13 protein-coding genes are annotated in these 13,447 nt (G+C 60.2%); 9 read left to right on the top strand and 4 right to left on the bottom strand.

Annotation, left to right across the window (positions count from 1 at the left end; translation table 11 throughout):
• The 8 genes from LQ952_RS13380 to LQ952_RS15940 form a co-directional block, all read left to right on the top strand.
• On the top strand, nucleotides 1–2,674 hold a 2,674-nt coding region (locus LQ952_RS13380; protein ID WP_238623128.1), incomplete at its 5' end, for an Ig-like domain-containing protein.
• Between the two features lie 76 nt (nucleotides 2,675–2,750).
• Nucleotides 2,751–3,386 carry a GspH/FimT family pseudopilin gene (locus LQ952_RS13375; protein ID WP_238623127.1) on the top strand — a complete coding sequence of 212 codons (636 nt, stop codon included), beginning with the start codon at nucleotides 2,751–2,753 and terminating at the stop codon, nucleotides 3,384–3,386.
• 20 nt (nucleotides 3,387–3,406) lie between these two features.
• Nucleotides 3,407–3,868, top strand: a complete 462-nt coding sequence (pilV, locus tag LQ952_RS13370) for a type IV pilus modification protein PilV (protein ID WP_238623126.1) — start codon at nucleotides 3,407–3,409, stop codon at nucleotides 3,866–3,868.
• Between the two features lie 2 nt (nucleotides 3,869–3,870).
• Nucleotides 3,871–4,896: a PilW family protein gene (locus LQ952_RS13365; protein WP_238623125.1), complete on the top strand. Its 1,026-nt coding sequence runs from the start codon at nucleotides 3,871–3,873 to the stop codon at nucleotides 4,894–4,896.
• Between the two features lie 9 nt (nucleotides 4,897–4,905).
• Nucleotides 4,906–5,418 (top strand): pilus assembly PilX family protein, encoded by a 513-nt coding sequence (locus LQ952_RS13360; protein ID WP_238623124.1) that lies wholly within the window; start codon nucleotides 4,906–4,908, stop codon nucleotides 5,416–5,418.
• A 105-nt stretch (nucleotides 5,419–5,523) separates the two neighbouring features.
• Entirely contained in the window at nucleotides 5,524–8,916 is a 3,393-nt protein-coding gene (locus LQ952_RS13355; protein ID WP_238623123.1) for a pilus assembly protein, read from the top strand.
• Between the two features lie 5 nt (nucleotides 8,917–8,921).
• Nucleotides 8,922–9,269: a PilY2 family type 4a fimbrial biogenesis protein gene (locus LQ952_RS13350; RefSeq protein ID WP_238623122.1), complete on the top strand. Its 348-nt coding sequence runs from the start codon at nucleotides 8,922–8,924 to the stop codon at nucleotides 9,267–9,269.
• A 12-nt stretch (nucleotides 9,270–9,281) separates the two neighbouring features.
• Nucleotides 9,282–9,680, top strand: a complete 399-nt coding sequence (locus LQ952_RS15940; protein WP_274522023.1) for a type IV pilin protein — start codon at nucleotides 9,282–9,284, stop codon at nucleotides 9,678–9,680.
• Nucleotides 9,681–9,819: 139 nt separating this feature from the next.
• On the opposite strand, the gene LQ952_RS13335 is transcribed toward LQ952_RS15940, so the two are convergent.
• The 4 genes from LQ952_RS13335 to LQ952_RS13320 all read right to left on the bottom strand — a co-directional run bounded on the left by LQ952_RS13335 (nucleotide 9,820) and on the right by LQ952_RS13320 (nucleotide 12,681).
• Nucleotides 9,820–11,016 (bottom strand): pilus assembly PilX family protein, encoded by a 1,197-nt coding sequence (locus LQ952_RS13335; protein ID WP_238623121.1) that lies wholly within the window; start codon nucleotides 11,014–11,016, stop codon nucleotides 9,820–9,822.
• A gap of 31 nt (nucleotides 11,017–11,047) precedes the next feature.
• Nucleotides 11,048–11,626 (bottom strand): PilW family protein, encoded by a 579-nt coding sequence (locus tag LQ952_RS13330; protein WP_238623120.1) that lies wholly within the window; start codon nucleotides 11,624–11,626, stop codon nucleotides 11,048–11,050.
• A complete protein-coding gene (gene pilV / locus LQ952_RS13325; RefSeq protein ID WP_238623119.1) occupies nucleotides 11,623–12,090 on the bottom strand; it encodes a type IV pilus modification protein PilV in 468 nt (155 codons plus the stop codon). The genes LQ952_RS13330 and pilV (LQ952_RS13325) overlap by 4 nt, the downstream gene beginning before the upstream one ends.
• A gap of 123 nt (nucleotides 12,091–12,213) precedes the next feature.
• Nucleotides 12,214–12,681: an SEL1-like repeat protein gene (locus LQ952_RS13320; RefSeq protein WP_238623118.1), complete on the bottom strand. Its 468-nt coding sequence runs from the start codon at nucleotides 12,679–12,681 to the stop codon at nucleotides 12,214–12,216.
• A gap of 234 nt (nucleotides 12,682–12,915) precedes the next feature.
• Between LQ952_RS13320 and LQ952_RS13315 the strand changes: the two genes are divergently transcribed.
• Nucleotides 12,916–13,299, top strand: coding sequence for a pilin (locus LQ952_RS13315; protein ID WP_238623117.1), 384 nt, complete (start codon nucleotides 12,916–12,918; stop codon nucleotides 13,297–13,299).
• The last annotated feature ends 148 nt before the right edge of the window (nucleotides 13,300–13,447 follow it).

The raw sequence follows: 13,447 nt of genomic DNA, 5'->3' as shown, positions 1-13,447 counted from the left end.
ACCCACGACCACGGGAACCTTCAACTTCGTTGTCGGTGTTACGGGTGAAGGAAACAATGCAACCGCTTTCCAAGTGCTAACTATCTTGGTCAATACACCAGATTCCCCTCAGATCATTACTTCTGAGCTACCTTCTGGTGTAGTTAACAAGCAATATGCGGGTCAGATCGATGTAACAGGAGGACAGGCTCCTTATAGTTGGAATCTAGAATCGGGATCCCTGCCCACAGGACTGACATTAAACGCCAGCAATGGGACCATCAGCGGCGCACCGATCAACGCCGGCATTTATCACTTTATTGTTCGCATCGAGGACCAAAATGAAGGGGTAACCTATCTGCCGATGTTGATTACCGTCAGCACACCAGCTGCGCCCATTATCGGCGCATCACCAACACTACCAACGGGTAAAGAGGGTGAATTCTACGCTGCCACCCTTGAGGGTACTGGTGGCGTGCGCCCCTACGACTGGGCCATACAGGAAGGAGGCTTGCCGCTTGGCCTGACCCTCAACCCCGCTAATGGCAACATCAGTGGCACACCCACCACATCAGGCATTTTCAACTTCATTATCCGGCTTCGCGATGCTGAAGGTGGACTCGACTTCAAAGCCACGTCAATCGCCATAAGCAACGAAGATAACGCTTTCAATGGCACTGGCCCCGCTATTATTCCCTTCCAGGTTAGCTCTGAAGGTCAATACGTTTTTGATCTACGCCACATAGGGAATGCTGGCTTCACGGTTGAGCTACTGGATGAAAATGGTAATTTCATCGACACCTTGTATAGCGAAACGGGCGATGGTTTTGCCTGGGAGTATGTGACGCTGCCTCGGGGCTGGTACCTCCTGCGCATCGTTGAAGGCGGTAACTGGACCGTGCGCATTACGCCACCAGAAAACGGAGGCGGCGGTGATCCCTCGGACCCGGTCGTCAGCAGCATCGTCCTGCTCAGCAACACCCCCCAGTTGGCCTCGGCGGGAGACCAACCGGTCACCCTGACGGCCTTCGTCCGCGACGCCAACAACGTACTCATGGAAGACGTGCGGGTCACCTTCTCGGCGGATAGCGATACCGCAATCCAGGTCATCCGGGGCATCACCGATGAATCCGGTACGGCACAGGCTCAATTGCGTACGCTCCAGGACAAATCCAACCGGACCGTCACGGCCACCGCCAGTGTGGGCTCCGTGACCTCCAGCACGCAGATTCGGGTTACGGGTACAACCATCACCATCACGGGACCGACGTCATCCGTCATCGTGGGTGAAACCGTCAACCTGACCCTGGCCCTGAGAGATTCGGCCGGGAGAGCCATTCCCAATGCCGCATTGACGGTAACGTCCGCTACAGGGAACACGGTTCTGACCCCCAACCCGGTTACCGGCAGCAATGGCCAAGCCACCGTCCAGATCGTTGCGGATCAGGGCGGTAATGACAGCATTACCGTCACCGGTGAAGGTGCCACCTCACAGTTCACGCTGGACGTTTCCACCGACACCCTCACCTTCCTGAGTCCGGATGCCAATGCAGAAATCCCCATCGGCACCAATCAGGCACTGACCGTTCGCTGGGAAACGGGCAGCCCCCCCACTCCGGTGGCTGGGCAGGTGGTCAGATTCACCGCCACGCGAGGTACCTTCCTGGTGAGTCCGGCGGAAGTCACCACCAACGTCAATGGTGAAGCCATCATCGAGATCAGATCTACCAGTTCAGGCCCATCGATCATCACGGCCACGACCGTGGGCGGACCCGAGGCGCGCAGGGAGTTGCTCTTCGTGGCCACCCAGGCGGCCACCATGACGCTGCAGGCCGAACCTGCGGTACTCTCAACCAATCTGGAGGGTCAGGATACCGAACAGAGCGAGATCATCGCCGTCATCAGAGACCCCGACGGCAACTTGGTGAAAAACAAGCTGGTCAGATTCAATCTGACGGATATCACCGGCGGCAGCATCTCCCCGGCCGCCGCCGTGACCGACGCCTTTGGTCGTGCCTCCACCACCTATACGGCCGGCACTACCTCCAGCACCACGGACGGGATTGAAATCAGGGCCTGGGTGGATGACACCCCATCCGTTGAACAGATCGTGAGACTGACCACGGCCCAGAAATCCCTGTTCATCACCCTTGGCACGGGTAATGTGATCGCAAAACCCGACAGTGTCAGATACGCCAAACCCTATGGGGTACTCATCACCGATGTTTCAGGCGCCCCTGTCGCCAATGCCGATGTGACCATAGAGATCTGGCCGGTACGGTACTACAAAGGCTATTGGGAAAAGCCGGCCCCGGCCTTGCCCTGGAATCAAGTCATTACCACGATTCCTGGGTGTGAAAATGAAGACCAAAACCGCAACGGCATCCTCGATCCAGGTGAGGATTTCAACAACAACGGCAGACTTGATCCGGGCAATGTCGTCACGTTTTCCCAGTTGAACCTAAGAACCGATGCCACGGGGTTTGCAGACTTTGACGTGGTCTATTTCCAGCAATTTGCCCGCTGGGTAGATGTGGAAATGCGCGCCAGAGCCGTTGTGACCGGCACGGAATCCATCGAAATCGTCAGATTCAGGCTGCCGATCCTGGCTGAAGATGCGGACGAAGATTCACCCAGCCCGCCTGGAAATCCCAGTCCGTTTGGCGAGTCTGCCACCTGCGCGGATGATGTTTGAATGAAGGAGTAGCCCTCACTCCTTTCGCCAGACCAGGTAAACCAAAGATCGGGCCCCTGAAACAGGGGCCCTTTTCATGCATTCTGGCTGTTCATCCTTCCAAAAGAATGCGTCGCTTCCCTTTACAATCAAAGCATTGCCCAAAACCGCAGTCCCGATTATTCCCCCAAAGATTCCGTTCATCGACCCGGCAGCGACTGCGGCCCGATACCCGTCTAGACTCTATGCCATGAACAGAGCCAACGGATTCACACTTGTCGAGTTGATGGTCACCCTGGCCGTGGCCGCCATCCTGGCAACGGTGGCAGTGCCTGGTTTCACCCAGATGATCCAGAGCAACCGGGTCACCACACAGACCAATGAACTGGTATCCGCCTTCGCCCTGGCACGCAGCGAAGCCATCAAGCGCGGGGGCCAGGTTTCCGTGACCGCCACCGGCAATAATTTTGCCAACGGCTGGTGCGTGCATTTGGGAGCAAACTGCACCGATACGGACATATTGCGGCAGTTCCCGGCAATGAAAAACATGACGGTCACCCCCGGCAGCCAGGCAGCCATCCGCTTTGATGGCCGTGGCGCCAAGACAGAACCGGCCGGGGTGATCAGTCTGGAAATCAAACCCCAGGGATGCCCATCCGGAAAGGCCGGCATGCGCCGGACCCTGGAAATTCACAATACGGGACGCTCCAGCGTTACCTCTGGATCTTGTTGATCACCGAAGGGGAGTCGCAAATGGAATGCCGTCGCACCACATCTTTCCCTCCCCCACCGCAACAAGGCTACACCCTGATCGAAGCCATGGTCGCGGTTCTGGTCCTCGCCATCGGCTTGCTGGGACTTGCCGGTCTGCAAGCCACCGCCATCCGCTTCAATCACGATGCCCAGCTTCGCTCCCAGGCAACCTTCCTGGCCTACGACATCACCGAGCGCATGCGCGCCAACCTGACCGGCGCCTACGAATCCGGTTTTTCCGGCAACCCGAACTGCGATACGGACTTCACCCCTTCCGGTACCGCGCCGGCCTCCGACGATCTGGAAGAATGGCGAAACCTGCTGGCCTGCCTCTTGCCTCGGGGGGACGGCGCCATCATCCGGGCCGGAGACACGGTCACCGTTCACATCCAATGGAATGAACGGGAAGACCAGAACGCCGACTTCCTTCAGCAGTTCGAGTTCAGCACGAGGCTGTTTTAGCCATGGACAGACCCGACATCGCCAGCCTGCCTCCTTGCGCACGCCGTGAAACCGGGCTTTCCCTGGTCGAACTGATGGTGGCCATGGTCATCGCCCTCATCATCACCGCCGGAATCATCCAGCTATTCCTGGGCACCCAGCAGACCTACCGCCTCCAGCAACAGCTGTCCGTGATTCAGGAAAACGCCCGTTTTGCCACCGACGAGATCAGCCACGCCGTACGCATGGCCGGCTTCGTGGGCTGCGTAAGAGCCAACGAAAACCTCAATGTCAACATCATCGCCAGCCCGGCCGGCTCCGTGGTCTTTGACGTCGATCAGGTGCTGGACGGGCTCGACAACGTCTCCGCCGGCACCACCCTCGGCGGCCGTGTCGTGACCGAGGGGACGGACCTGCTGATCATGACCGGCGGTCGTATTCCCGTCGGACGCCTCATCGAGGAAAAGGTGGCCAATGCCAACGCCAAGCTTGAAAGCAACGTGGGGCAGTGGAAGGCCGGAGACATCCTGATCATCTCGGACTGCGAGTCCATGGATATTTTCAGGGCCACCAACGTTTCCCAGAACACCTCGCCCATCACTATCGCCCACGCCTCGTCAAGCAATACCACCAACTTCCTGTCCAAGGTCTACGAAGAAGGCGCCGACGTCATGTCCTTCCTTCAGACCACGTTTTTCATCAGCCAAAGTGATGCCGTCCCGGCCCTGAATGCACTCTGGCGACGGACATTTCCCGGTCAAGTGGAAGAGCTGGTCACCGGGGTCGAAAACATGCAGATTCAATACGGTGTGGACACCAACCGAAACGGCGTGATCAACCTTTACCGGACCGCGGATCAGGTCACCGCCACGGATGATTGGCCCAACGTCCTGAGCATACGCATCAGCCTCCTGCTGGCATCCTCGGCCGACAATACCCTCGACGCGGCTCAAACCGTCTATTTTAATGGTGCGGCCTTCACCGCCGAGGACCGACGAGTCAGACAGGTGGCCACCACCACCATCGCCATTCGCAACCGACTGCGCTGAGGTCGCCCCATGACCGGCCATCCCCTGAAGAGCGCGCCATGCCAACAAGGCTCGGCTCTCATCATCGCCCTGGTCTTTCTGCTGCTCATGACCATGGTGGGCGTCTCCGCGCTCCAGCAGACGACACTCCAGGAACGCATGGCCGGCAATTTGAGAGACCGCAGCCTGGCCTTTCAGGCCAGCGAGGCCGCCTTGCGGGCCGGTGAACGCTGGCTGGACGAGGGTGCCAACATGCTGATCGCCGAAGGCACGGCGACACCGAACGACCCCAGGAACTGGGATGGCGTCACGCATTCCGGTATCTACGCGATGAATGACCCCCCCCAGCTTGCGCAAAACCCTAGATACCTGGTGTCCACCCCGAGGCTGGTGCGCGGATACACGGTCGATATCGCCGGCGAGGGCGCCGCCGGGGCCGGCAGTGTCCTGAGCTATTATCCCGTCTTGTCCCGTGGCGTCGGCGGAACGGATTCGGCCATCGCCATCGTGCAGAGCTACTGCCTCTGGCCCTGCAGACCTTAGTGACCCCCGGACGCACGAAATCAGGAGTTGCCAATGATGACATCCAGTCCCCTCCAACGGCGGCCCCAAGCCCGCCCACTGTCCGCCGGACTCCTGGGATTTGGCATGGCACTGTTCACGGCGCTCCCCGCCGCCGCCCAGGTCAACATCGCCAACGCCCCCCTGTTTCTGACCGCCAGCGTCGACCCCAACGTGGTCTTCATCATCGACGACTCGGGATCGATGCAATGGGAAACCATGCCGGATGAACTGACCAAGACGTTTGGTAACGATCTGAACAGCCAATACGTCATGTGGACCTTCCCCCGGGTGCAGAACCTGCACGGCGGCAGCCCGCAGTACAGCAACCAAAGGACCGTCCGCTTCACCCATAACAGCAACACTGCCTATTTCCGCTCATCCCACAACAACACCGTCTACTACAACCCGGCCATCACCTATAAGCCCTGGTTCAACGCGAATGGCACCACCCTGCCCAACGCCGATCCGGCAGCGGCCCCTAACCGCCCCCTGTTTCCGGAATTCGGGACGCGCAACCTGACGGTGGACAATACCCAGACCACAAACTGGCTCAACAACAACGGTGGCCACACCAATACGAGCCAGACCTTTTACCCGGCACTCTACTACCACTACAACAGCGGTTCGGTGACGAACGTAGACAGCTACACTCGGGTGGAAATCCGCTCCACCACGGAAAGTTACACCGGTCATGGGCGGCAAAGTCGCACCGACTGTAGCGGTGCGGCCAGCGCCACCTGCACGTATGCCGAAGAAATCCAGAATTTTGCCAACTGGTACAGTTACCATCGAAGCCGCATCTTTGCCGCCCGCGGCGGTATCGGCGCCGCCTTTGCCATCCAGCCGGAAAACCTGCGGGTAGGCTACGGGGCGATCAACAAGGGCTACAGCAACATCGATGGCATCAGCACACGCACCGTGGTGAGCGGCGTACGGCCCTTTTCCGGCAGTGACCGGGAAGCCTTTTTCAATGCACTCTACACCCGAGCAGTCCCGGGTGCCGGCACGCCCCTGCGCATGGCCCTCAGGGGCGTGGGCGAATACTATGAGCGCACCGATGATCGCGGCCCCTGGAGCAGCACCCCGGGCCAGAGTGGCGGCCAGGACCTGAGCTGCCGCCACAGCTCCGCCTTCCTCATGTCCGACGGTTACTGGAACGGTCCGGAACCGGGCGTGGGCAATCAGGACGGTGACGGCAACACCAGTCTGACCGGCCCCGGTGGTGTCGCCGGCGGCTATACCGTCTCGGCACCTTTTTCCGACACCCATAGCAACACCCTGGCCGACGTCGCCATGAAGTTCTGGAAAAACGACCTTCGCCCCGACCTTCCCAACCGGGTCCCCGTCAGCGAACGCAACCCGGCCTTCTGGCAGCACATGGTCACCTATACCGTGGGACTGGGGGTGTCAGGCAGCATCGACAAGGACCAAGCCTTCCAGGCAGCCACGCCGCCCTACTCGGCCCTGTCCACGCCCTGGCCCAATCCCCACCCCAGTGACGCCGACTCCGCCAAGATCGATGACATGCTCCACGCGGCCATCAATGGCCGCGGCGGTTTTTTCAGTGCCTCGGACCCCAAAACCTTTGCGGACGAACTGGCCGCGGTGCTGGAGGAATTTATCGGACGGGTGGAAAGCTCCGCCACCTCCGCCGCGGCCAGCTCGGCAGTCCTGCAGGAAGATACCCTGCTCTACACCACCGGCTTTCGGTCCGGTGACTGGTCCGGCAGCCTGACGTCCAAACAGATCGGCGAAGGCGGCAACCTGGACGGCAACTGCCCGGCCTGCTGGGACGCCGAACAGAAGCTGCGTGCCAAAGGGCATGCGGCTCGAAACATCGTCACCACCAATGACGCCGGACAGGGCATCTCTTTCCAACCCGGCGCCCTGGCATCCGCTCAGATCAATGCCCTCAACCACACCCCTAGCGGCACTCAGGACAACCTCGCCGCCGAACGGATAGCCTGGCTGCGTGGCGATGACACGGCCCACCAGAGCTTCCGTAGCCGCTCCGAGTCCGGACCGGCCCGATTGCTGGGAGACATCATCAACTCGGACCCCCAGTTCATAGGACAACACTACAATGGCTTCAGCCGTCTGCTGGGAGCACCGGCCTTCAGACAGCGGGCGCGGGTGATCTATGCCGGTGCCAACGACGGCATGTTGCACGCCTTCGATGCAGACTCCGGGGAGGAGTTGTTTGCCTTTATCCCCGGCGAGTTGCTGAAACCCGAACCGAACACCTCGTTTTCACCCCTGGCCCGCCTCATGGACCCGGAATACAGTCACCGCTTCTATGTGGATGGAACCGCCTATGTCGACGAGGCCCAGATCGGCGGCCAATGGAAGACCATATTGCTGGGCACCATGGGCGCGGGCGGGCGCAGCATCTTCGCGCTTGATGTCACCGACCCGTCAAGCTTCGGCCCCGCCAAGGTGCTATGGGAATTCACCGACAATGACCTGGGTTACAACGTGGGGCAGCCCACCATCGCCCGCGTCGGTAGCAACGGTGAATGGGCCGCCATCTTCGGCAACGGCTACAACAGCAACAGTCACCAGGCGATGCTTTTTGTCGTTCGCCTCAGCGATGGCCAGCTGATCCGCAAGATCAGCACCGGCACGGGTAGCGGCGGCTCGCCCAACGGGCTGGGGGCGCCACGCTGGACCGACTGGCCGGACCGCAGCCTGAAGGCCACCAGGGCCTATGCCGGTGATTTGCAGGGTAACCTGTGGCGATTCAACCTCAGCCACAACAACGCCGGTCAGTGGTCCGCCACCCAGCTGTTCACGGCCCAGGACTCCGGCGGCAATCCTCAGCCCATCACCTCGGCTCCCGTGCTGGCCCTTGACGAAGACGGCGACAACATCATGGTGGCCTTCGGCACCGGCAGCTATTTCCGGGTGGAGGACGGCGGCAGCCCCGGCAACCAGGTACAAACGATCTACGGCCTGGTGGATACCAACAGCCTGATCAGCGGCCGTAACCAGCTCCTCAAGCAGGAAATCGTCGCGCAAGGCTCCCACACCACGGGGGGCAGGAGCTACACACTTCGCCGGATCTCCGACTACGATCTCCAGTCCAGCCACCGGGGCTGGTACATCGACCTGAGTTGGATCACGGGGGAACGGGTGATCAGTGGTCCGACGCTGCCGCGCGGCTTCAACGAGCAACGGGTGCGCTTCACCACCATGATCCCGGATGAAGACCCCTGCGGCACCGGCCGCAGGGGGTTCCTGATGGAACTGAACCTGTTTTCGGGATCACGGCCGGACCGTGTGATCTTTGACTTGAACGAAGACGGCGAGTTTGACGCGGACGACCACTGGAATAACGCGCCCCCCACCGGCCTTGAATTCGGCACGGGAGAGCGCCCCATCAGTGTGTCCGGCTATGTCTTTGACGGTCAGGGCAGACGGATCACGGTCGAAGACCCCCGGATGCACGGACGTCAGTCCTGGCAACAACTGAGGTAACGGATATGGATTGGCACAACACCACCAACGCCCGCCTCGTCGGCGGGCCATGGATCGGCAAGGGCCTGCGGGTCATGCTGCTCGCGGCGCTTGGTGCCTTGCCGGTCACCACCCTGGCAGACCCGGTCAGCATCGTGGGGAACATAAACGCCGTGGATATCGCCCGAGGCAGCATCATCATCGATGAAACCGTCTACAGGCTGAGCAGCAATCTGAAGATCACCGCCCTGGATGACGGTCGATCACACTTTGAGCAGCTCCGGCCGGGGACCTACATCAGCTATCTCACCACGGGGTCGGGTGATGCCATCAGTGTCACCCACATTCAGATTTTGGATTATTTGCCTGAATAAGGAATACCGCAGATGCACCATGTGTCGTTGCAGAAGGGGTTCACCCTCATAGAGGTCATGATCGTAGTGGTGATCATCGGCATCCTCGCCTCGATTGCCTACCCGTCTTATACCGAATACGTCAACAAGTCGCGCCGCACCGACGCCACCACCACGCTACTGATCACCGCACAGCAGTTGGAACGTTGCTACACCCGGCAAAATACTTATGTTGGCTGCCCCGTGCCGGCAACATCGCAGGACGGTCATTACAGCATCAGCGCCACCACGCAAACCCAAAGCACCTTCACCTTGGAGGCCACGCCGGCCACTGGCAGCCCGCAGACCAAGGACAGCAAATGCACCAAGTTCACCCTTACCCATACGGGTGTGCGGGGAGCCACAGGCCCTCTAGGGGCCAACTGCTGGTAGCGTCATTGATCATCGCTTCACTGAGCTGATCAATCACGGTATGGCTTGTGCTGCTCAAAACCAAAAAGGCGTCAGGACCCGCCTGACGCCTTCAAATCCGACCTACCCCCGACATACAGTGCTTACATGGTCTACATGATCAGCTGGACTTTTCCTTCCAGGACAGCACCTGAACCGGACCACCATTCCCCCCCCAGAGTCCATGCTGGCGAAGATTCTCCAGAGCCGCCGAGCTGTACTTGAGGGTGAAGTTTCCCCCCAGGTCCGCGTCCACCGCATTTTCGTTGCCGGTCAGGGAAATCACGGAACCGAAGATATTGGCGGTGCCTGAACCGGATGACAGGCGAGCGCCGTCGCGCAGGATGATCAGCCCCTCGAAGGTGATAGTGCCATTGGCGGGGAAAATTTCGATATCACCGGAGATGATGAGCACACCGGCGCCATGCTCATTGCCTCCCAGGCGGATACTCCCGGAACCGGTGATATGGTGCACCTTGGGGGCATCACGCCCCCCCAGGAAGCTGGATATGTCCACCGTGTTGCCGCCCACGGTCACGGTCTCCGTGCTTGGGCGGCCGATCAGGGCATCCGCATAGGCATTCCATTGATCCACGCCCACACCACTGTCGGTGGTCGCGGCATCGGTCTGCTTTCTCGGCGGGTCGCCCTGAATCTGATCCGCGCGATTGTCCCCGTCTTGGTTGCCCGTACCGATGGCGTTGGGATCGTTATTACCCACCAGGTAGATCCCCGCAACATCACCATCCCGCTCACTGGTCAGGGTGCCGTTGCAACCCGCCCCGGTGCAGTTACTGGAAGTGGGGGTCTGCCAGTCTCGGCCGTCATAGTAGATGGCATTGTTGCTGTTGGAGCCGGTCCGGGTACGGCACTCCGCGCCGTAGCATGTGTAGGCCGATTCGGGATTGGGTCCCCCCGCTCCGGGCAAGCCAAGCTCCACGTGCAGGGTGCGCCGAGCCCCGGTATTGGCCACGATACCCAGGACTTCCAGAGTGACCGTGTTCGTCACCGTCACTGACTCCAGCGACCAGCTGGCGCCACCGTTGCCGGGAACCGCATGTACCCCGTCACCGACGGCGTCCATGATCGCCGCCCCATTCCACTGGGTGTAACCAGGGTCCAGCAGCACCGCAAGCACCTCGCTCACGCCGGTTTCGGCGGCCATGAAGGCATTGGCGGCTTGACGTTCGTTGCCAGCCACCCGCTCCTGCAGAAAACTGCCGTTCAGGGTCGCCACCCCGACCAGGGTAGCGACCGCCAGCAGGACCAGACTGACAACCAGCGCAACCCCCCGCTGTCTTGGGTAATCATTGGACATGGCACCTTACCTCTGCGGCCAGTGAGTGTATTCAGTTATATATGTGTCTCAAGATCTCGTTACGCAGGGCAACATGAAAGCCGAGACTATGCGGGAGCGGCGTTTCCCCGGGGGTGGCCCGACTCAGGAAGGTCATTTCCACCCACAGACCGATGATGGGAGAAGAGGCGTCCGAAGGGTCCGCCCGCAGCAGCGTCACGTCCAGAGAGGCGTCCGCCACTGCAGGCACCAGGGCCACGGCGTTTGCCGTGGAGGCACCACAAAACAGAGCATTGCCCTGGACGAAATACACCACCGCCTGGTCACCGTCGCTGACGTTGCACTGCTGGGCATCCCGATCCCGGGTGACCGTAAGCACACCGGCATCCTCGTCCCACGTCACATTCGAGGCCCCACGCACATCCCGGGCTACGAAATCCACGGCGTACCCCATGGACTCCTGTAACTGGGCAAGACGCTGGGACTCCCGGTAGGACACCTGATTTCCCAGGAAAACGTTCATCACACCGGCCAACAGGATCAGGCCAATCAACAAGGCGACCATCAATTCCACGAGCGACAGCCCGTGTGACCGATGCGCGGGAAAACCCGTCATGAGAGCGCGGCTCATGGGATAATCTCCTGGGGTAACCGAACCACGTATTCAAAGCTGGAGACACTGCCGGGTTCATTCAGTCGCTCCTCGGACCAACGGACCAGGATGGTATATACCCTACCCCCTGATGCTTCAGTGATCTGGCTGGCCGACAAACCCGGCAGCGAAACACGCCCGTCAACGGGGTCCGGGTTGGTCCAGAACTCCAGCCAGTCCTCCTCCACCGCGGACACGGTCGTGGTATCCAATGTCCCGTCCTGTCCCAGTCTGATCCACAGCCGTTCACCGGCATCCATGGCGATCACGGTAGCCACGGTCCTTTGATAGGCGGAATGGGAACTCTGCATGCCCAGCAGTTGCAGGCCGGCGAGGCCCAGCAAACCGACACTGAGCAAAAGAAGCGCCACCAAGGCCTCGATCAGGGAGAAGCCGGCCTGACGGCCATGGCCGTCAGGCCGGCGGCGGCGGAGGGGCTTCATGGTGTGGACCTCGCTGATTAATCGTGCTTTCCTAGGCATTTGACCCTAGTTTTGCTTCGAAATGATCAGGAGTTCGACGAATGGCGGTGTTGGGAAGATGAGGCGGGCCGGACGGGGCAACGGTCAGTTCAAGCCCAGGGTTTCCATCTGCCGACACGAGATCAGATGGCCACGCTCGGCGGCGCGCCGGATCCAGGAGAGCCCCAAGGCCTCGTCCCTGGGCACCCCCTCCCCCGTGATGTGACAGCGGCCCAGCCAGTGCATGGCGTCCGGGTATTGCTGGTTCGCGGCGGCTGTCAGCCAGTGGATGGCCAGCTCTTGGCATCCGGCCTCCATCAACATCAGGGCCACGTCGTGGCGGGCGGCGGGGTCACCGGCGTCCGCCTGCTGGATGACCTGAAGATCCTCGTCTTCCAGATCCGGCAGGGGGATATCCCCGCGGATCAGTTCCAGCTCGATCCTGGCATGTCCCGGCCCTCGCCCTCCTGTCCTGCCCAGGCGCCTTACCGTGCCGGTGGCGATGCGCCGCCAGAGGGTCCTTCTGCTTAGACCGGTCAGCTGGATGGCCGATTCCAGGGTGATTGATGGCATGCGCGGGTCCTCCATTGAATGGAGTTTAGCGGGTGGAGGAATCCCGCTGGAAGGGTGTGGCATTGAAAAATAATGCCGATCATTTTAGTCGGCATTATTGGGTTGTGCCAAGGGTTGAGAGGGGCCGGGGCCGGAATACCGGGTGAGAGGGGATTGGTACCATTCATCTGCGGATATGAGTTGGCATCATGCTTGCTTTATTGGAACTGTCATCCAAATGAACGGAGAGCTGTGATGCAGAACCAGAAGGGTTTTACTTTGATTGAACTGATGATCGTGGTGGCGATTATTGGTATTTTGGCGGCGATTGCTTTGCCGGCGTATCAGAACTACTCGAATCGGGCGGCTGGTGGTGCTGATCTTTCCTCAGCGCGGGGGGTTATGACCTGCGTTTCAGAGATAATTCAGACGACTGGCGCCAATACCGGCGTTGCAGATTGCGGGAATAACGTTGATGGCGTCACAGTTGCTGCGTCTGGCACTTCAGGAGCCACTATTGAAGCCAGCGGCAGTGGAAGAGGTACAATTACACTGACGCTTGGTGACGAAGGGACGCTTACCACTTGCGCTATTGGTGGTGGGAATTATGGGGGCGTAGCTATCCCTGGTTGCCCGTAATCTCGAATCGATTTTGACTGAGATACCGATTAGGATTGGCTAGTCAAGACCCCGGCCCTTCGCCGGGGTCTTCCGTTGCCAATCCAAAGGACACCCACTTTACGCCGAACTCCCCCACCCACCCTGAGACCCTCACCCCATGACCCGA

It is taken from the genome of Ectothiorhodospira lacustris (genome assembly GCF_022227785.1).
GTDB lineage: Bacteria > Pseudomonadota > Gammaproteobacteria > Ectothiorhodospirales > Ectothiorhodospiraceae > Ectothiorhodospira > Ectothiorhodospira lacustris.
Note: the sequence above shows the minus strand (reverse complement) of the source record. Positions and strands in the feature narration are given on the sequence as shown.